A 20,366-nucleotide genomic window follows, 5' to 3' on the forward strand; every position below is an offset into this window, starting at 1 on the left:
GGCTAGGCTGCGCCGTCGCCGGATCGCGCCGGCGGACGCGGGGGCGGCATCCACCCCGACCGTGACACGACGAAGGCAAGGCCTGTGATCGAAGCGCTGCGCACCTTCCAGGTGCGACCGTCCCTGCCAGCCGAGCTGCTGCCACTCCACCAGCTCGCGGCGAACCTGCGGTGGGTGTGGGACCACCAGACCCGGGAGCTGTTCCGCTGGGCCGATCCGTCCCTGTGGGAGGCGAGCGGCAACCCTGTCACCCTGCTCGGAGCGCTGGAGCCTGCGCGGATCTCGGCGTTGGCCGCCGACCGCGCGTTCGTCGCCGCCCTCACGCGCCAGCACAGCGAGCTCGAGGCCTATGTGCGGGGCCCACGGTGGGCCGCCGATCACGACCGGACGATGCCGGTCGTGGCCTACTTCTCGCCCGAGTTCGGCCTGACGCACGTCATGCAGACCTACTCGGGGGGCCTGGGCGTCCTGGCCGGCGATCACCTGAAGGCCGCCAGCGACGCGGGGCTGACGATGATCGGCGTCGGCCTGCTGTATCGCCACGGCTACTTCAACCAGTTCCTCGACGCCGACGGCTGGCAGCGCGAGCGCTACCCGGATCTCAACCCGCACTCGCTGCCGTTGCGCCGCCTCGAGGTCGACGGCGAGCCGGCGACGGTGTCGGTGGACCTCGCCGGTTCGCAGGTGGCGTGCCAGATCTGGAAGGCCGACGTCGGTCGCGTGCCGCTGCTGTTGCTCGACACCGACCTGCCGCGCAACGCCCCCGCTGACCGTGACGTCACCGATCGGCTCTACGGCGGTGACACCGAGCACCGGCTGCGCCAGGAGCTGGTCCTGGGCATCGGCGGCGTCCGGGCGCTGCGGCTGGCGATCGGGATGGGTGAGGTGCTGTCCACGCCCGAGCTGTTCCACTCCAACGAGGGTCACGCGGGGTTCCTGCAGTTCGAGCGTGTGCGGACCTTGATCACCGACGACGGGTTGGCGTTCGACGAGGCGGTCGAGGCCGCACGCGCCGGCGTGCTGTTCACCACCCACACCCCCGTGCCGGCGGGCATCGACAAGTTCCCGGCCGACCTGATGCGCCGGTACCTTCCCGCTGTCGCGGCGGCCTGCGGGGTCGACGTCGACCGTGTACTCGCCCTCGGCCAGCACACGCCGGGCGCGCACGAGCCGTTCAACATGGCGGTGCTCGGGCTGCGGTTGTCCGCGCTGGCCAACGGCGTGTCGCAGCTGCACGGGACCGTCTCGCGGCGCATGTTCACCTCGCTGTGGCCCGACCTGCCCGAGGAGGAGACGCCGATCACGTCGGTGACCAACGGCGTCCACGCGCTGACGTGGATCGGCCCGGAGATGACCGGGCTGTACGAGCGCCACCTCGCGCCCGACTGGCCCGACAACCCGCAGGCCTGGGACCGCGTCGACGAGATCACAGACGACGCGCTGTGGCGGGCCCGCGAGCGGGCGCGCGAGCGGATGCTCGGGCGGTTGCGCCGGGCGGTGCGCGCCCAGGCGCAGCGACGCGGCGAGCGTGCGGTCGCGCTGGAGTGGACGGAGGGCATCGGCGACCCTGGCGTGCTGACGATCGGCTTCGCCCGGCGCTTCGCGGAGTACAAGCGCGGCACGTTGTTGCTGCGCCACCCCGACCGGCTGCGCCGGCTGCTCCTCGCGACCGACCGTCCGGTGCAGTTCGTGTTCGCCGGCAAGGCCCATCCGCGCGACGACCTCGGCAAGGACCTGATCCGTCAGCTCGTCCACTTCGGAGGCGACCCGGACCTGCGCACCCGCCTGGTGTTCGTCGAGGACTACGACATGGACATCGCGCGCGCCCTGTACTCGGGTGTCGACGTGTGGCTCAACACCCCGCGCCGCCCCCACGAGGCGTGCGGCACGTCTGGGCAGAAGGCGGTGCTCAACGGTGCGCTGCACTGCTCGACGCTCGACGGCTGGTGGGACGAGATGTACGACGGCGAGAACGGCTTCGCCATCGGCAGCGACGATGATCTCGGCGACGTCGGTCATCAGGACGCCGCCGATGCCCAGTCGCTGTTCGACGTGATCGAACGCGGCATCGTGCCGCTGTTCTACGACCGGTCGGACGGGCCGCTGCCGCGCCGCTGGCTGGCGCGCGTGCGCCGGTCCCTGTACACATTGGGGCCGCAGGTTCTGGCCGCGCGCATGGTGCGCGAGTACGCGACCGAGCTGTACGTGCCGTTGGCCGACCGCGCCCGGGACCTGGCCGCCGACAACCACCGCCGGGCACGTGCCCTCGCGCACTGGCGCGCGCGGATCGACGACGCGTGGTCGAAGCTGCGCGTGGTCGGTGTGACCGGGGACGACTCGGCGACATCGGTCGGGACGGGCTGCGACGTCGAGGCGGTGGTCGACCTGGGCGCGCTGCGCGCCGCCGAGGTGCAGGTCGAGGTCGTGCACGGCACGGTCAATGCCGACGGGCGCATCGTCGACCCGGTCGTCGAGACGATGACCCATGTGGGCACGCGTGACGGCGCGGAGCGGTACACCGCGCATTTCACGTGCGACCACTCCGGCGAGTACGGGTACACGGTCCGCGTCGTGCCGCAACACCCGGACCTGTTGTCGTCGGCTGACACGGGCCGCGCGGTGTGGGCGACGTCGGACGCCGTGACCGCCGGATAGGCGCCGGTCAACCGGCGCGAAGACGCGCACCGCCGCGGCGGGCCCGAGCCGAAGAAGCCCGCCGCGGACGGTGCGAGGGTGTTGGCCGCGGTCCGTGACGTGTGCCACGGGCGAGGGTGGGCGACCAGCACGTGAGGAAAGGTAGGTGGCCTTCCTTGCTCGCAGGTTTGCAGTCCATTTCCAGCACGTAAAAGCTGCACGGCCACCGTGTGCGGCTCGCGCTGGACGCGCGGGTGGCGGCACGGCATCGTGTGCATCCACGACCGCGCAGGAGGGTGACCATGGTGATGCACGTCAGCTCGATCGTGGCGGGTGCCGCGCAGGATGCACGTCGGGCGCTGCGGACCAACCACAATCCCGCGCGGCTCGACGATGCGGTCGCCGAAGTCGACCTCGGCGACGGCGATACGATGGTCGCGGCCTGTGAGGCCGCGCGGGCCGCGCAGCGTGGCTGGGCCGCGACGCCCGCACCGCGGCGCGGCCGCATCATCCAGCAGATCGGCCGGATCGTCGAGGCCAACAAGGAGGCCCTGGCGCGGCTGGTCACCGACGAGATCGGCAAGCCCTACGTCGAGGCGCTCGGTGAGGTCCAGGAGATCATCGACACGTGCGACTTCTTCCTGGGGGAGGGACGCCGGCTCTACGGGCAGACGGTGCCGAGCGAGATGCCCGACAAGCAGCTGTTCACCTACCGCATGCCCGTCGGCGCCGCGGCGATCATCACCGCCGGCAACTTCCCGGTCGCAGTGCCGTCGTGGTACCTGATCCCGGCGTTGCTGTGCGGCAACACCGTGGTATGGAAGCCAGCGGAGTACGCGGCGGCGGCCGGCCACGCCCTGTTCGAGCTGTTCGTCGCCGGTGGGCTGCCCGACGGGGTGCTCAACCTGGTGCTCGCCGACGGCAAGGAGACGTTCGCCGGTCTGGAACGGTCGCTGGACGCCGGGCTGGTCGACAAGGTCGGGTTCACCGGATCGACGGAGGTCGGGCGCGAGATCGGCGGGCTGTGCGGGCGGCACCTCCAGCAGCCGTGCCTGGAGCTCGGCGGCAAGAACCCGATGGTGGTGCTCGCCGACGCCGATCTCGATCTCGCCGTCGAGGGCGCCCTGTTCAGCGGATTCGGCACCGCGGGACAGCGTTGCACGTCGCTGGGCACCGCCATCGTCGCCGACGAGATCCACGACGAGTTCCTCCGGCGGTTCACGCAGGCCACCGAGCAGGCTGCGGTCGGTGACCCGATGGACGCCGTCGTGTACGGGCCGATGCTCGACGCGAGGTTCGCCGAGCGCTTCGAAGGCTGGCTGGACCTGATTGCCGACCACCACCGGATCAGCGGGTCGTCGGGAGTCGGTCGGATCACGGCCGACAACCCGCGCCGGGGCTTCGTCGGTGACCCCGACGCCGGGATCTTCTACCACCCGACGATCGCCGCGGGGGTGACGGCCGACGACGAGCTGTACCGCACCGAGACCTTCGGTCCGCTGGTCGGGGTGATGCGCTGCGCCGACCTCGACGAGGCCATCACGCTGGCCAACGGGCACGGCTACGGCCTGTCGGCGGCCATCTACACCAACGACCCCCGGAGCGTGTTCCGGTTCCGCGAGCGGGTGTCGGCCGGGATGCTCAGCGTGAACAACTCGACGTCCGGTGCCGAGGCGCATCTGCCGTTCGGCGGAAACGGCCGGTCCGGCAACGGCAGCCGGCTGTCCGGCCAGTGGGTGCTCGACCAGTTCACGCGCTGGCAGTCGGTCAACTGGGACTACGCCGGCAAGCTCCAGAAGGCGCAGATGGACGTCGAGGACGTCGAGGCCGACCTCGGGTTCCGTCTCGAGCGCTGACGGGCGCGCCGGTCGTCCGCGTACGGCGCGCCGGTGTCCGCGCGGTGCTACGACCGGCTCGACGACCGTTCGACGCGCTCGCGGTCCGCGCCGTCGCCGGGGGCGTCGGTGTGCTTGACCACACCGTTGGCCGTCGGCGCCGGCGCTCCGCCGGTCGTCGCCCGCGGGCGCAGCTCGGGGTACGTGATCCGCGGGTGGTACACGTAGCACAACGATTCGATCAGTGAGTCGCGCACGCTCCGCAGCTCCCGGAAGGTGATGTTGGCCTCGTCGAGCTGGCCGTCCTCGACCCGGTCGTCCACCAGGCCGCCGACGATGTCGGCGATCGCCTCGCGCGTCAGGTTGCGGTCCGACAGCGCCGCGGCACGTGTCGCACCCTCACAGCAGTCGGCCAGCATGAGGATGGCCATCTCCTTCGACGCCGGCTTCTTGCCGTCGTAGCGGAACTGCTTCTCGTCGACGGTCGTGCCGTCCGGCGCCGCGTTGGCCGCCTGGCGGTAGAAGTAGCCGACGAGCGTGGTCCCGTGGTGGGTGCGGATGCCCTCGACGATCTCGGCGGGCATCCGGTAGCTGCGGGCGATCTGGATGCCGTCGGTCACATGCTCCTTGATGATCCGGGCCGACACCTCGGGTGCCAGGTTCTCGTGCGGGTTGTCGATGCCGAACTGGTTCTCGACGAAGAAGTACGGTCGCTGGACCTTGCCGATGTCGTGGTACAGGGCCGCCACGCCGGCCAGCAGGCTGTCGGCGTCGATCGCCCGCGCCGCTCGCTCGGTCATCTTCGAGACCTCGACCGAGTGGTTGTAGCTGCCCAGCGCCTTGGACTCCAGCTCGCGCAGCAGCGGGTGGTTGCGGTCGGCGAGGTCGAGCAGGCTCGTCGCGGTCAGCACGCCGAACACCGACTCGAGGAAGGGCAGCGTCGCGTTGACGATGACTGCCGACAGCACCCCGCTGCCCAGGCCCGCGAGCGCCGCGTAGCCGATGTCGCCGGGCTCGTCGAAGACGGCGGCCAGCACGCCGGCGAACGCGCCGTAGGCGAGCGTGGACTGCCACGCGGCCCGCCGCAGCGCGCCGCGGGCCGACAGGCGCGAGACCAGCGGCACGCTGGCCAGGCAGCTCAGCGCCGCGAAGGCGGTGATCCCAGGCCGTCCGGGCGCGAGGAAGGCGACCACGGTCGAGATCGGCACCGTGACCAGCACCCCGACCGGGGGGTCGAACAGGATCGTGGCCAGCATGACGAACGCGCCCGCCGGCAGCAGGTACATCAGCGACCCGGATCCGGCCGTCAGCAGCACGACGGCCTGAAGGGTGAGCGTGAACAGCACGACCAGCACCGACAGCAGCAGCACCAGCCGCGCGGAACCCCACATCTCGCGACGGTACGCGCGCAGGTAGAACGCCATGGCGGCGGCGATCGCCGTGGTCAGCGCCAGGGCCTGCGCCGCGGTGACCCACGGGTTGGCGCCCTCGAGGCCGCGGGTGCGCAGCGCTGCCATCTGCACGTCGGTGACGACGTCTCCGACCTGCACGATCGGGGCGCCGGGGGCGAAGCTCTTCTCCAGCGGGACCACGGCCGCCGCGGCGCGCTCGCGCGCGGCAGCGGTCGCCTCCTCGTCGACGCGGACCGTGGGTTGCAGCGCATCCGCGAGGATCGGCTTGACGGCCGTCCGCCCGACGTCGCCAGGGAAGTCGCGCAGCACCAGCAGTGCGTCGATGCGGTCGATGGTCTGCTGCAGCTCCTCGGCGGAGAAGTCCCGCTGCGCCAACTCGCGGGCCATCTCGACGGTCTGCTCGGTGACGATGCCGAGCTCGGCGTCGTCGAGCGCGACGAGCGCGCGGATGACCTCGACGTTCAGGTCCAGCTGTTCGATCAGACTGGCGACCTGTTCGGTCCGCGTCAGCTGCCCACCGCCGTCACCGCTCGCCGGCTCGCGGGCCTTGGCGACCCTCGCGAACGTGTCCTGCACCTTCTGCACGATCTCCGCCCGCGCGTCGTTGTCAGGGACGCGCACGGGCTCGACGCTCTCGGCGGCGTTGCGGCGCTCGCGCTCGGTCGTCTCGGGGTCGTCGACGCGGATCGGGTCCGGTGCGAGCACCGTGCGGGGCGACGGCTCGCCCTCCCGGATCGGGGCCTCCTGCCAGAACGCCGAGATCGACAGTATCGCCGGTATGCCGATGAAGACGAGCGCGGCTGCCAGCGCTCGCTGTCCCCATGCGGATCCGGCCAATGGCGCCATGCACACCTACCCCTCGGTGGTCCTCCCACCGCCCGCGTGAGTGTCGCAGATGTCGATGCCCCCAGTCTGCCTCATCGGCCGCCCGGTTGTTCGGTGAACTAGCCGAGACCCAGGCCGACCATCATCGCGCGCGCGGACAGGCCGAAGATGACCAGGCCCGCCACCGCGAACGCTGCGTGCGGGTGGAAGCGTCCCTCGCGGGACCACTTGTGGGCGAAGATCAGGGTGACCAGCGGAAACACGATGCCGTAGAGGGGGTGGAAGATGTAGATGAACCAGGAGCCGTCGCCGGGACGGCCGCCCAGCACCATGAGCACGAGACCGATCGTCAGCTGGATCACCAGCAGGATCTGCGCGATCGAGACCACACGCCAGAACGTCGGCGTCTCGTCGTAGCCAAGCAGGCGCAGCGCGAGTGACCACCCGGCGATGACCGCCCAGATCGACACGAGCGCGAACCCGACCCAGAAGTGGGGCGTCGTCAGATTCATGGCGCCACACCCTAGCGGCACGGGTCCCTGCCGCCGCTAGGCTGCGGGCGTGCTCGCCGCCCACCGTTTGTCCCGCGCCTACGGCTCGCAGGTCGTGCTACGCGATCTGGACCTGCAGCTGAGCCCACAGATGCGGGTCGGCGTCATCGGGGCGAACGGGTCGGGCAAGACGACGCTGCTGCGGCTGCTGGCCGGCGAGGACGAACCCAACGCCGGGACTGTCACGCGCGCGGGCGGTGTCACGGTCGGCTACGCACGCCAGGACGTCACCGGGGTGCGCGGCCAGCGGGTGCTCGAGGCCGTGGTCGCGGCCGCGGCGGAGGTCGTCGACGCCGAACGCACGATGCGTGCGCTCGAGGAGCAGCTCGCCGACGGTGCCGGAGCCGACGACGGCGCCCTGCTGCGACGGTACGGCCAGGCGGCGGACCAGTTCGACAGTGCCGAGGGCTACGCCGTCGAGGCGCGCGCCCGCAAGGTGCTGGCGGGGCTGGGCTTCTCCGACGGTGAGATGCTGGGTGAGGTCGCCGCGCTGTCGGGCGGATGGATGATGCGCGTCGCGCTCGGGCGCCTGCTGCTGCGCCGGCCAGACGTGCTGTTGCTCGACGAACCGACCAACCACCTCGACTTCGCGGCGGGAGACTGGCTGGCCGACTACCTGGCCGCCTACGACGGGGCGGTCGTGGCTGTCAGCCACGACCGGTGGTTCCTCGACCGGACCGCCACGCACGTGCTGGAGCTCGAGGGCTCCGGAGGACACCGCTTCGGACCGGGCAACTGGACGACCTGGGTGACCCGGCGCGAGGCCGAGCGCGAGCGGCTGGAGGCAGCGGCGGCGACGCAGGCGAAGCAGATCGCCCAGACCGAGGCGTTCGTCGAGCGGTTCCGGGCGAAGACGACCAAGGCCCGCCAGGTGCAGAGCCGCATCAAGGCGTTGGAGCGCGTCGAACGCATCGAGGTGCCCGGTGTCCGGCGCCCGAGGCTGCGGTTGTCGTTGCCCGATCCGCCGCGCTCGGGACGCGATGTCGTCGTCCTCGACGGCGTTCGCAAGGCGTACGGTGACACGACGGTGTTCGACGGTCTGGACCTGATCGTCGAACGCGAGCGCACGATCGCCGTGCTCGGTCCGAACGGTGCCGGCAAGTCAACGCTGCTGCGCCTCGTCGCGGACGTGGAGCAGCCCGACGCGGGGACGCGTCGTCTGGGTCACAACGTCACGCCCGCCTACTTCGCGCAGCACCTCGCCGACGCGCTTGACGGCGGACGCACGGTGCTCGCCGAGCTCGAGGAGGCGCTGGGGGATCGCGGGGGCAACCCGCGGTCCGTGCTCGGCGCGTTCGGCTTTCCTGGCGACACGGTCGACAAGCGCGTCGGGCAGTGCAGCGGCGGTGAGCGCACCCGCCTCGCCCTGGCCAAGCTCGTCGTCGGACCGGCCAACCTGCTGTGCCTCGACGAGCCGACCAACCACCTCGACCTCGACAGCCGCGAGCTGTTGACGGCGGCGTTGGGGTCCTACCGGGGCACCGTCCTGCTGGTGACCCACGACCGTGCGCTCATCCGCGCCGTCGCCGACGGCATCTGCGCGGTCGGTGACGGCGGCGCCGAACTCGTCGCCCCCGATCTCGACGCCTACATCGCCCGCGTGCAGGGGCGACGTCCCGCAGACCGCGCCGGCAACGGGGACGCGGTTGCGGCGGGCGGGCGGACGACCGTCGACCGGCGCCATCAGCGGCGCGAGGCCGCTGAGCTGCGCCGACGGACACAGGGCCTGCGCGACGCGCTCGCGGTGGCGGAGGCAGAGCTCGAGCGAGCCGAGCGCCGGCTGCGCCAGCTCGAGGAACTGCTCGCGGACCCGGCGACGTACGAGGACCCCGAGGCGGGGCGCGAGCTGACGATGGAGCACGCCGTCGTGTCGGATCGCGTCGCCGCGGCGGCGCAGCGGTGGGAGACGCTCGTCCAGCAGGTCGACGCCGCGATGGACGACGCCTGACCTTCCGGGGTGGTCGGCGTTGGTCGGGGCGGTTGCGGTTGGTCGGGGCGGTTGACATTCATCGCGCCCAGCCCCCCATTTGTCAACCACCCCGCCGTTCGCACCATCACCCCGCAAATTCGCAGCACCACCCGGACGTTCGCAGCACCACCCGGACGTTCGCAGCACCACCCCGTCGTCCCTGTCGCGTGGTGGGGCGGGTGGTTCGGAGTGGGAGCACAGTTCGGGGTGGGGGCGGCCCGGCATGGGGTGCGCCGGCGATGGCCGCCGCGGATAGCGTGGCGGCAGCCGTGCCTATCCGCTCGTCCGCAGCCATGACCGCCACGCACCGCGCAGGGGTGGCGGCGTGAGCGCGCGCCTGGGTGGCGGGCGGGGGATGATGCCCAACACGTCGCTGGTGCGACGCGGGCTCGACGGCAGCCTGGACCGGCAGCTGCCCAGCGGACTGATCGGTCGCGTGTGGCGCGACTTCGCGCGTCCCCACCGGGCCAAGCTGGCGGCGCTGATCGTCACCATCGTGGTCGCCTCGGCGCTCGTGGTCGCCCCGCCGTGGCTGATCAAGCGCATCGTCGACGCGTTGAGCTCCGTGCGGGACGGCGTCGTACCGGCCGGGGTCGCGCGCACCGTCACGCTCAACGCGCTCGGGCTCGTGGCGCTCGCATTGCTGACCGTCGTGTTCTCGATCGCCCAGCGCTACTACTCGTCGTGGCTTGGTGAGCAGCTGATCGCGGACATGCGGCAGCGGGCGTTCCAGCACGTGCAGCGCATGCCGGTCGCCTTCTTCACGCGGACGCAGACCGGTGCGCTGATCAGCCGCCTCAACAACGACGTGATCGGGGCGCAGCGCGCGCTCACCGGGACGTTCGGGACACTGACCGCCAACACCGTGCAGGTGGCTGTCGCGCTCGCATCGATGTTCGCGCTCGAGTGGCGCCTGACGCTGGTGGTGCTCTCGGTCCTGCCGGTGTTCGTGCTGGCCGCCAAGCTCGCCGGTCGCAGGCTGCAGGCGCTCACCCGGGAGTCGATGCAGCTCAACGCCGACATGAACACGCTGATGACCGAGCGGTTCAACGTCGCGGGAGCCACGCTGGTCAAGCTGTTCGGGCGCTACGAGCGCGAGGCGGAGCAGTTCGGTGCCAGTGCCGAACGCGTGGCCGACGTCGGCGTCCGCAGTGCCGTCGTCGGGCGGTTGTTCTTCGCGACGATGTCGCTGGTGGGCGCGCTGGGGACCGCTGCGGTCTACCTGGTGGGCGGGCGCTTCGTGCTGTCCGGCGGCATGTCGGTCGGTGACGTCGTCGCCTTCGCCGCGCTGGTGCTCACGGCGTACTCGCCGCTGGCGGCTCTGTCCAACGCCCCGGTCGACGTGCTGACGGCGCTGATCAGCTTCGACCGGGTCTTCGAGATCCTCGACCTGCCCCACCCGATCACCGACGCCCCGGACGCGGTCGCGCTCGACGCGCCGCGCGGCGAGGTGACGTTCGATCACGTCACGTTCGCGTACCCGTCGGCAGCCGACAGTTCCCTGGCGTCGCTGGAGACCGGGTGGAGCCAGGTGCTCGACACGACAGCCGGCCCCGTCGTGCTCGACGACGTCAGCTTCACCGCCGCAGCGGGGCAGACCGTGGCACTGGTCGGCCCGTCGGGGGCGGGCAAGACCACCCTGACCGCGCTGGTGCCGCGTCTGTACGACGTGACCGGCGGCGCGGTGCGCCTCGACGGCCACGACGTGCGCGACGTCACGGTCGCGTCGCTGCGCGCGGCGGTCGGCGTCGTCAGCCAGGACCCGCACCTGTTCCACGACACGGTGCTCGCCAACCTGCGCTACGCGGCACCGCACGCCACCGAGGATGAGATCCGCGAGGCCTGCCGCGCGGCACAGATCGACGATGTCATCGCCGCGTTGCCCGACGGGTACCGCACCGTGGTCGGCGAGCGCGGCTACCGCCTGTCAGGCGGTGAGAAGCAACGGGTGTCCATCGCGCGCGTGCTGCTCAAGGACCCGGCCGTCATCGTCCTCGATGAGGCGACGGCCCACCTTGACAGCGAGTCCGAGGCGGCGGTGCAGGCGGCGTTGCGCACGGCACTGGTCGGCCGGACGTCGCTGGTCATCGCCCACCGTCTGTCCACGATCATCGGGGCAGACCTGATCCTGGTGATCGACGGTGGGCGGGTCGTGCAGCAGGGCACGCACGCCGAACTGGTCCGGGCGGAGGGGCTGTACGCCGACCTGTACCAAACCCAGTTCGCGGGCGCCGGAGCGTAGCGACTGCGCTCCTGCGCGTGTTTCGTGGAACCAGGCTCCGCGAAGTTCGCGGGCGCCGGAGCGTAGCCGCCCGGCGGGGGCCTGGCTAGACTGCGCCCCCGAGGCGACGGTGCTGGCATCACAGATGCGGGCACCGTCGTTGCCGTTCTTCAGCCAACTTCACACCGAGCCGGGATGGGAGCACCATGAGCATGTTCGACCCAACCCGAGAGCACGATGCGTGCGGCATCGGCTTCGTCGCGGACGTCGATGGTGGTGCGACGCGGGCGATCGTCGACGCCGCCATCGACGGCCTGTGCGGCGTCCGCCACCGCGGCGCCGTCGCGTCGGACAGCAAGACGGGCGATGGCGCGGGGATCCTGCTGCCGGTGCCCCGCGCGTTCCTCGCGGCCGAGGCCGAGCGCCTGGGCACCACGGTCGACCGGGACGACGTCGGTGTCGCCATGTGCTTCCTCGACGGCGGCGACCACCAGCGCGGCGATGACGCTCGACGTCAGGCCCGGGCAATCATCGAGGATGCCCTGGCGTCACAGGATCTGTCGTTCATCGGATGGCGGACCGTACCCACGGTCCCCGCCGTGCTCGGCCACCAGGCCCGCACATCCCTGCCCACGATCGAGCAGGCGCTGTTCACAGCACCCCCCACCGGCGACACCGACCGGGAGCGCCGCGCCTACCTGGCGCGTCGCGCGGCGGAGCGCCGCACCGCGACGGCAGGCGTCGCGGCCTACTTCGCCTCGTTCGGCTTCGCCACCGTGACCTACAAGGCGCTGAGTGCCGCCGACCAGCTCGCCGCCTTCTACCCGGACCTGTGCGACGACGCGTTCGTGGCGCCGTTCGCCGTGTTCCACCAGCGGTACTCGACCAACACACTGCCGACGTGGGATCGCGCACAGCCGTTCCGGCTGCTGTGCCACAACGGCGAGATCAACACCATCGATGGCAACGTCAACCTGATGCGAGCCCGGACGGGCAACCTGGGCGCGGACTGGCCGGAGCTCGGCGACGCCGGTGAGGCCGCGCTGGAACCGCTCATCGACGGGACGGCGTCGGACTCGGCGAAGTTGGACATTGCGCTCGAGCTGCTGCTGCGCGCTGGTCGCTCGATCGACCACGCGATGGCGATGCTCGTGCCCCAGGTGTGGGAGGGCAGCAGCGACCTGCCGCCCGCGGTGCGCGACTTCTACCGCTACCACGCGGCGCTGGTCGAGCCGTGGGACGGCCCCGCCGGCCTGGTGTTCACCGACGGCCAGCGCGTGGGCGCGACGCTCGACCGCAACGGCCTGCGTCCCCTGCGCTACCAGGTGTGCGGCGACGGTCTGATCGTCTGTGGGAGCGAGGTCGGCGCGGTGCGTACGGCCGGCCGCGGCGGCGTGCGTCGCGAACGCCTCGGTCCGGGCGAGATGGTGCTGTTCGACCTCGATCGCGGGCTGATCGAGAACGCCGCGCTCAAGGAGCGGCTGGCCGCGCAGCGCCCGTACGGTGACTGGCTGCGTGCCGCGGAGCGCTCCATCACAGCGGGGCGGCCGGTCGACCACGCCCCCGGGGACCTGCTCGCCCGGCAGATCCAGGCGGGGTTCACCAAGGAGGAGCAGACCGCGGTCCTGCGCCCGCTTGCCAACGACGGCAAGGAGCCGGTGTCGTCGATGGGCGATGACACCGCCCTGGCGGTGCTGACCGACCGGCCGCGGACGATCCACCACTACCTCAAGCAGCGGTTCGCGCAGGTGACCAACCCACCGATCGATCACCTCCGCGAGTGGAAGGTGATGAGTCTGCGCACCCAGCTCGGGCCGCGCGCGCCGTTGCTTTCGGAGACGCCGCACGCTGTGCGCCTGCTGGAGCTCGACGGGTTCCTGATGTACCCGGCGGGGCTGCGCGGGCTGCTCATGGACCACGATCTGCCGTTCGGTGTGGCGGGGCTCGACACGACCTTCGAGGTCGCCGCCGGTCCGGGTGGCCTCGAGGCACGCCTGGACGCGCTCGCGGACGAGGCGGTGGCGGCCGTACGCGACGGGGCGGGACTGCTGGTCTGCAGCGACCGCAAGATCGGCCCGGAGCGTGCGGCGGTGCCGGCGCTGCTCGCGGTCGGTGCGGTGCACCATGCGCTGGTCGATGCACGCCTGCGCACCCACGTCAGTCTGATCATCGAGACCGACGACGCGCGCGAGACACACGCGTTCGCAACGCTGCTCGGCTACGGAGCGGATGCGATCTGTCCGCGGCTGGCGCTGGAGACGATCACGGAGCTCGCCGACGCAGGTCGCCTCGGCCGGGACTCGGGGTCCGCCGGTGAGGCTCAGGAGGCGTACGCCAGCGCGATCGCGGACGGCGTGCTCAAGATCATGTCGAAGATGGGCATCTCGACGCTCGACTCGTACCGGTCCGCGCAGATCTTCGAAGCGATCGGTCTGGGCACGGACGTGATCGACCGCTGCCTGCGGGGTACCCCGTCGATCGTCGGCGGCATCGGTCTGCGTGAGCTGGGCGACGATGTCCTGACGCGCCACACCGCGGCGTACGCCGATCGTGCCGCGCTCGACAGCCCAGGTTTCTACAAGTTCAAGCGCCGCGGCGAGTACCACGCCAACAACCCCGACGTGATCGACGCGCTGCACCGGTCGATCGGCCTGGTCACCGATGACGGTGAGCCCGCGCCGCCGGCGCACGCGGAGGTCGACACCGTCGAGCAGCGGGCCGCGCATCTCCTCGCCGTGGCCGCCGACACCGGTCGCACGGCGCAGTACGACGAGTTCGCGCGGCTGGTCAACGAGCGACCGCCGACCGAGCCGCGTGACCTGCTCGAGCCGGTGGCCGCGACGACACCGGTGCCCATCGACGAGGTGGAGCCGGCCACCAGCATCGTGCAGCGCTTCTTCACCGGCGCCATGTCACTCGGCGCGCTGTCGCCCGAGTCGCACGAGACCCTCGCGGTCGCGATGAACATGCTCGGCGCCTCGTCGAACACCGGCGAGGGTGGCGAGGATCCCCGGCGGTTCATCACCCGCGGCCAGGATCGGGACGCCAACTCGAAGTCCAAGCAGGTGGCGTCCGGCCGGTTCGGCGTGACGCCGCAGTACCTGGCGTACGCCGACGAGTTGCAGATCAAGATGGCGCAGGGATCGAAGCCGGGGGAGGGCGGTCACCTGCCGGGGCACAAGGTGTCCGACCTGATCGCCCGGCTGCGGCACACCCAGCCCGGTGTGAGCCTCATCTCTCCGCCGCCGCATCACGACATCTACTCGATCGAGGACCTCGCTCAACTGATCTTCGACCTCAAGCAGGTCAACCCGTTCGCCAGCGTGAGCGTCAAGCTGGTGTCGAGCACCGGCGTCGGCGTGGTCGCGGCGGGTGTGGTCAAGGGCCTGGCGGATGCGGTGCAGATCGCCGGGTGCGACGGGGGCACGGGCGCCTCGCCGCTGTCGTCGATCAAGCACGCCGGCCTGCCATGGGAGCTCGGGCTCGCCGAGACCCAGCAGACCCTCATGGGCAACGGCCTGCGGGGTCGCGTGCGCGTCCAGGTCGACGGCGGGTTCCGCACGGGCCGCGACGTGCTGATCGCGGCGCTGCTGGGTGCCGACGAGTACGGCTTCGGCACGTCGGTGCTGTTGGCGGAGGGCTGCATCATGGCGCGCGCGTGCCATCGCGACACCTGCCCGGTGGGCGTGGCCACGCAGCGCCGCGATCTGCGCGACAAGTACGCGGGCACGCCCGAGACCGTCGCGACGTACCTGCTGTTCGTCGCCGAGGAGGTGCGGGCCGGTCTGGCGCGCCTGGGCGCACGCTCGATGGACGAGATCATCGGCCGGGTCGACCTGCTCGCCCCGCGCGACGTGGAGCACGATCGCGCCCGCAGCGTCGATCTGGCTCCGCTGCTGACGCCACCTCCGCCGGGAACCCGCCACTACGAGGCCAGCCTGCCCATCCAGGCGCCCCGTGACCGGCTGGGCGACGAGGTCCACGACGCCATGTTCAAGGCGTTGTGGAGCGGTACCGGAGAGTCGTTCGACTTCGACATCCGTAACACCGACCGCACCGTCGGCGCCCGCCTGGGTGGAGCGATCGGGCTGGAGTTCGGTGATCGGATGCCCGAGCAGACCGTCACCGCGCGCTTCTCCGGCGAGGCGGGACAGAGCTTCGGGGCGTTCCTCGCCCAAGGTGTCGAGTTCGTGCTGACGGGTGAGGCCAACGACTACGTCGGCAAGGGAATGGCCGGTGGTCGGATCGTGGTCCGGCCGCCCGTCGATGACCGCGGCGACCCCGTCCTGGTCGGCAACACCGTGCTGTACGGCGCCACCGGCGGTGAGCTGTTCGTCGCGGGTCGCGCGGGCGAGCGGTTCGCCGTGCGCAACTCGGGTGCGCGCGCGGTCGTCGAGGGAACGGGTGAGCACGCCTGCGAGTACATGACCGGTGGTGTCGTCGTCATCGTCGGGCCGACGGGGTTCAACCTGGGCGCGGGCATGACGGGAGGCGTGTGCTACGTGTTCGATCCGGCCGCCAAGATCCTGGCGCGCATCAACACCCAGCTGGTCGAGGCGCGCCGTCTCGAGGGCGGCGACGTCGACGCCGTGGGTGACTTGCTGGAACGTCACGTCGAGCTGACCGGCTCCGCCCGCGGCCACCGCCTGCTCGACGAGTGGGACGGGGCCGCACACGGCTTCTGGCGCATCGCGCCACGTGGTCGACTGTCGCGTTTCGAGCGCAGCGACCGTGGTGTCGTCACGACCGTGTAGTCTGCGGCGCCTGATGCAACCACAGCTGCTGGGACATCCCAAGAGCAGAACGACCCGCAAGGCGCAGCGCTTCTTCGCCGAGCGCGGGGTGAAGGTCACGTTCAACGACCTGCGCAAGCGCGCGCCCACCTCGGGTGAGCTGCGCAAGTGGGTCGACCGGTTCGGCGTCGACGGCGTGATCGACCGTGAATCGGCGGCCTACCGCGACGGCGGTCTCGGGTACCTGTCGGCCGGAGCCGACACGTGGCTCGAGCAGTTCGCGGAGCAGCCACTGTTGCTGCGGCTGCCGCTCGTCCGCTGCGGACGCGAGCTCTCGGTGGGCGACGACCCGCAGGCCTGGCAGCGGTTCGTCGACCTTGCGAAGGGCGGGTGATCGGGCGACGCCGGCACCGCCCGTGACGGTCGCCAGCTGACGCGCATGCTTGCACATCCGCCCGGAACGGGGCAGTTTGGGGTCCCGCGAAGGCGGGTCGCGGTGCGATGCGGTGCCCCGATGGCATCGTTGCGGACACGCCACACCGCCCGCCGCAACCCTGATGTGTCAATCGCAACCGAGGAGCCCACGTTGAACAAGGCAGAGCTGATCGACGCCGCTGCCGATCGTGCCGAGATCGCCAAGAACAGCATGTCCGACGCGCTGGACGCCGTGCTGGAGACGATCACGGAAACCGTCGCCCGCGGCGACAAGGTGACCCTGACCGGCTTCGGCACGTTCGAGCGCCGGCACCGCGAGGCGCGGACCGGCCGCAACCCGCAGACCGGCGACGAGATGCACATTCCGGCGCAGAACAGCCCGGCCTTCAAGGCTGGCAAGGCGTTCAAGGACGCGGTCAACGGCTGACCGATGGTTGCGGAGGACGGGTGCCACCTCATGGTCCGCCGTCCTCCACGGGTGACGACGTGGCACTGTCCGCGTCACGCACGGGAGCGCCCCGGCGACATCGTCGGGGCGCTCCCGCGTGTGTGACGGTTGACCCGGCCTGTCAGGCGGTGAGGCCGAGGTGGTGCACAAGGTCCATCGGTGACATGACCAGACCGGTGACGAACGGTCCGAAGTCGGCGTAGTGGGCGCTGACCTCATCGAAGCGCATGTCGTACACGATCTTCTTGATCGCGGCGGGGTCGTCGGCGAGCAACGTGACACCCCACTCCCAATCGTCCAGCCCCACCGAGCCCGTGATGAGCTGGAGCACCCGCCCGCGGTACCGGCGCCCCACCGTGGCGTGCCCCGCCATCATCGTCTTGCGGGCCGCGAAGTCGAGCGCGTACCAGTTCGCCTCGGGATCGCGCCGCTTGCTCATCGGATAGAAGCTGATGACCCGTCGTGGCGGCAGCTGCGGGGTCAGCTTGTTGCGTGCATAGGTGGCCATGCGCTCGGAGAAGGCCACGAGCGCGGTCTCGTACTCCTGCGACGTCGGATCCATGCCCTCCTGCTCGATCAGGCGCTTGGCCTCGTCGTCGGTCGTCGAGACGTACTCGCTGAGCTCGGTCAGCGACAGGTAGGACGCCGCCGGAACGAGGACCTGGCCCAGTGGTGACGAGCTCAGCTCGACCGTGAAGCGGTCGAGGGCGGTGAGATCGGGCGCGAGCGCCATCAGCCCGAAGTCCGCCTTCTGGCCCAGCACGCTGAAGGTCAGAACCTGGCACCCGGTGCGCTGATCGAAGGACTCGATGCGCGCGGCGAAGTCGCGCGCGGCGGCGCCGGCGCCGTCCGTCAGCTCACGGCGCACGCTGTAGAACAGGTGCAGTACGGCACGGCCCTCGGAGGGGATGACGGGCTCGACGGCCAAGTGGAGACGCCTTCCGGGATGGGTTGCGGCAGTCGCATGGTAGTTGCGCATGCCGGGCATCGTCGCGACACGACTGCGATGCGCCATACTTCGTGATGTCGGAGTTGCATGGAACGGGCGGCGGGCGTCGCTGCCGGGCGACGGGCCGTGGAGGAGAGAGCGAGCCGATGACGCGCACACAGAGCAAGGGCCGTACACCGCTCGACGTCCCCTCAGATCATCACCTGACGACCCGCCTGTGGCAGTACGCGGATCGTTCGGCGGGACAGGAGGCGGTCCGCTACTGGGTCGACGGCTCCTGGCATCCGCTCACCTGGGGCGAGCTGGCCGACCGGGTGCGTGCCGTCGCCGCAGGCCTCATCGCGCGAGGCGTGGAACCCGGCGACCGGGTCGTCGTGATGAGCCCGACGCGGGTCGAGTGGACGATCGCCGATCTCGCCATCCTCGCCGCCGGCGCGGCGACCGTGCCCATCTACGAGACCAGCGCCGCAGACCAGTGCGGGTGGATCCTGTCTGACTCGGGCGCGAAGATCGCCATCTGCGCCGACGGCGAGCGCGCGGCGACGCTCGAGTCCGTGCGCGACCGCGCCGAGCACCTGTCCGAGATCTTCGTGATGGACGACGGTGGGCTGGAGGACCTGGCGTCCCACGGTGGCGACCATCTGTCCGAGGTCGACGACCGCGTCGCGGGTGTGACCGGCGACACCCTGGCGTCGATCATCTACACGTCCGGCACGACGGGGAATCCGAAGGGCTGCGTGCTCACCCATGGCAACATCCTCGTCACCGCGCGGCAGGCGCAACTGGCGCTGTCCAGCCTGCTGCTGCCGGACGACGCATCGACCCTGCTGTTCATCCCGCTGGCACACATCTTCGCCCGCGTGATCCAGTTCGCCGTGCTCGACGCGGGCACCGTGCTGGGCTACGCGCGATCGGTCCAGACGCTCTCCGACGATCTGAAGACGTTCAGGCCCACGTTCCTTCTCGCGGTGCCGCGGATCTTCGAGAAGGTGTTCAACACCGCGCAGGCCAGGGCGCAGGGGCCGAAGGCCAGGATCTTCGACGCCGCGGTCGCGACGGCCACCGAGTGGTCGAAGTCGCCCGACCCGGGCCTGGTCACCAACTTCAAGCGCACCATCTTCGACCGCCTCGTCTACAGCAAGCTGCGCGACGCGCTCGGTGGGCGCGTGCGCCACACCATCTCGGGCGGTGCGCCGCTCGCTCCGCACCTGGCGCACTTCTTCCACGCGGTCGGCGTCGAGATCCTCGAGGGGTACGGCCTGACCGAGACCACCGCCGCGTCCGCGGTGAACCCACCGGAGTGGAACAAGGTCGGTACCGTCGGGCAGCCGTGGCCGGGCACCGAGTTCTCAGTGGCCGACGACGGTGAGCTGTTGATCCGCGGTCCCGGTGTGTTCCAGGGCTACTGGCAGAACGAGCAGGCCACCACGGAGGTGCTCGACGACGACGGCTGGTTCCACACGGGCGACCTGGGCGCCATCGACGACGACGGCTTCGTGTCGATCACGGGCCGCAAGAAGGAGATCATCGTGACGGCCGGCGGCAAGAACGTGGCCCCGGCCGTCCTGGAGGAGCGGCTGAAGGCGCACCGCCTGATCTCGCAGTGCATGGTCGTCGGAGACCAGAAACCGTTCGTCGGGGCGCTGATCACGCTGGATCCCGATGAGCTCGCCACCTTCGCCACCGAGCAGGGCCTCGGCGATGCGGTCCAGGCTGCGCAGTCCGATCTGGTCCGTGCCGAGGTCGACCGAGCGGTCGCGGAGGCCAACCAGGCGGTGTCACGCGCCGAGTCGATCCGCAGGACGGCGATCCTCGAGCGGGACTTCACCATCGAGGACGGCGAGCTGACGCCGACGCTGAAGGTGCGGCGCATGATCGTGGCCGATCACTTCGCGGGCGCGATCGACGAGCTGTACGAAGGCTGATCCTGACGGGCGCCGTGTACGGGCTGTCGGAGGACCGGCCTGATCAGTCGGTCAACCGTCGCGCGGCCCAGGCGCTGAGGACGGCCGCGCAGCCCGCCGCGAGGACCGTGAGACCGCGCTGCTGCGCCTCGTCGCGATCTGCCCGAAGAAACGTGAGAGCGTCGATCGCGTCGGCCATCCCGCCGGCCTCGACCCACCCGCGCAGGCGCGCCGAGTCGTGCCGCGCGGCGAGCAGGGCACCGAAGCCGAGCGCGAGGTCGCGGGCGCCGAGCATCCGCACCGTCATGGTCTGGCCCGGCGTGGTGGAGCCGAACTGCAGCCGTGAGACGGCCGCCGGTGCAACGGTCGCGCCGATGCCGATCCCAATGCGGGCGAGCGCGATCCCGCGCGCCGCCAGTTGAGTGAGCCCATCGTCGGTCATCGTCGTGG

The 20,366-nt window shown here is 71.0% G+C and carries 12 protein-coding genes; 8 read left to right on the forward strand and 4 right to left on the reverse strand.

All coding sequences use genetic code 11. The features are described 5' to 3' along the window. Positions 1-84: 84 nt before the first annotated feature. Positions 85-2,655, forward strand: a complete 2,571-nt coding sequence (gene glgP / locus VFZ70_01915; GenBank protein ID HEX6254543.1) for an alpha-glucan family phosphorylase — start codon at positions 85-87, stop codon at positions 2,653-2,655. A gap of 281 nt (positions 2,656-2,936) precedes the next feature. Next, positions 2,937-4,490, forward strand: a complete 1,554-nt coding sequence (locus VFZ70_01920) for an aldehyde dehydrogenase family protein (protein HEX6254544.1) — start codon at positions 2,937-2,939, stop codon at positions 4,488-4,490. Between the two features lie 47 nt (positions 4,491-4,537). Here the strand turns inward: VFZ70_01920 and VFZ70_01925 are convergent, their stop codons facing one another. After that, complete coding sequence (locus tag VFZ70_01925; protein HEX6254545.1) at positions 4,538-6,727, reverse strand: HDIG domain-containing protein; 2,190 nt, start codon at positions 6,725-6,727, stop codon at positions 4,538-4,540. Between the two features lie 98 nt (positions 6,728-6,825). Then, positions 6,826-7,218, reverse strand: a complete 393-nt coding sequence (locus VFZ70_01930) for a hypothetical protein (protein HEX6254546.1) — start codon at positions 7,216-7,218, stop codon at positions 6,826-6,828. 49 nt (positions 7,219-7,267) lie between these two features. Here VFZ70_01930 and VFZ70_01935 point away from each other — a divergent pair, with 49 nt between their 5' ends. The 5 genes from VFZ70_01935 (at position 7,268) to VFZ70_01955 (ending at position 17,042) form a co-directional block, all read left to right on the forward strand. Then, entirely contained in the window at positions 7,268-9,205 is a 1,938-nt protein-coding gene (locus VFZ70_01935; GenBank protein HEX6254547.1) for an ABC-F family ATP-binding cassette domain-containing protein, read from the forward strand. A gap of 346 nt (positions 9,206-9,551) precedes the next feature. After that, the gene (locus VFZ70_01940; GenBank protein ID HEX6254548.1) at positions 9,552-11,468 is read left to right on the forward strand and encodes an ABC transporter ATP-binding protein; all 1,917 of its coding nucleotides are present in this window, start codon (positions 9,552-9,554) and stop codon (positions 11,466-11,468) included. Positions 11,469-11,653: 185 nt separating this feature from the next. Further along, positions 11,654-16,201, forward strand: coding sequence for a glutamate synthase-related protein (locus VFZ70_01945; protein ID HEX6254549.1), 4,548 nt, complete (start codon positions 11,654-11,656; stop codon positions 16,199-16,201). Positions 16,202-16,214: 13 nt separating this feature from the next. Next, positions 16,215-16,574: an ArsC/Spx/MgsR family protein gene (locus VFZ70_01950; GenBank protein HEX6254550.1), complete on the forward strand. Its 360-nt coding sequence runs from the start codon at positions 16,215-16,217 to the stop codon at positions 16,572-16,574. Between the two features lie 192 nt (positions 16,575-16,766). Beyond that, complete coding sequence (locus VFZ70_01955; GenBank protein ID HEX6254551.1) at positions 16,767-17,042, forward strand: HU family DNA-binding protein; 276 nt, start codon at positions 16,767-16,769, stop codon at positions 17,040-17,042. A 142-nt stretch (positions 17,043-17,184) separates the two neighbouring features. On the opposite strand, the gene VFZ70_01960 is transcribed toward VFZ70_01955, so the two are convergent. Next, a complete protein-coding gene (locus VFZ70_01960; GenBank protein ID HEX6254552.1) occupies positions 17,185-17,991 on the reverse strand; it encodes a chlorite dismutase family protein in 807 nt (268 codons plus the stop codon). A 167-nt stretch (positions 17,992-18,158) separates the two neighbouring features. Between VFZ70_01960 and VFZ70_01965 the strand changes: the two genes are divergently transcribed. Further along, positions 18,159-19,937 (forward strand): AMP-dependent synthetase/ligase, encoded by a 1,779-nt coding sequence (locus tag VFZ70_01965; protein HEX6254553.1) that lies wholly within the window; start codon positions 18,159-18,161, stop codon positions 19,935-19,937. A 43-nt stretch (positions 19,938-19,980) separates the two neighbouring features. On the opposite strand, the gene VFZ70_01970 is transcribed toward VFZ70_01965, so the two are convergent. Continuing rightward, positions 19,981-20,358, reverse strand: coding sequence for a hypothetical protein (locus VFZ70_01970; GenBank protein ID HEX6254554.1), 378 nt, complete (start codon positions 20,356-20,358; stop codon positions 19,981-19,983). Between the last annotated feature and the right edge of the window lie 8 nt (positions 20,359-20,366).

Source organism: Euzebyales bacterium (genome assembly GCA_036374135.1).
Lineage (GTDB): Bacteria > Actinomycetota > Nitriliruptoria > Euzebyales > JAHELV01 > JAHELV01.

What these genes read in the sequence shown, in the direction of transcription:
- VFZ70_01970 (HEX6254554.1), bottom strand. Translation starts at nt 20,358, where the DNA reads ATGACCGACGATGGGCTCACTCAACTGGCGGCGCGCGGGATCGCGCTC.
- VFZ70_01930 (HEX6254546.1), bottom strand. Translation starts at nt 7,218, where the DNA reads ATGAATCTGACGACGCCCCACTTCTGGGTCGGGTTCGCGCTCGTGTCG.
- VFZ70_01950 (HEX6254550.1), top strand. Translation starts at nt 16,215, where the DNA reads ATGCAACCACAGCTGCTGGGACATCCCAAGAGCAGAACGACCCGCAAG.
- VFZ70_01920 (HEX6254544.1), top strand. Translation starts at nt 2,937, where the DNA reads ATGGTGATGCACGTCAGCTCGATCGTGGCGGGTGCCGCGCAGGATGCA.
- VFZ70_01965 (HEX6254553.1), top strand. Translation starts at nt 18,159, where the DNA reads ATGACGCGCACACAGAGCAAGGGCCGTACACCGCTCGACGTCCCCTCA.
- VFZ70_01925 (HEX6254545.1), bottom strand. Translation starts at nt 6,727, where the DNA reads ATGGCGCCATTGGCCGGATCCGCATGGGGACAGCGAGCGCTGGCAGCC.
- VFZ70_01945 (HEX6254549.1), top strand. Translation starts at nt 11,654, where the DNA reads ATGAGCATGTTCGACCCAACCCGAGAGCACGATGCGTGCGGCATCGGC.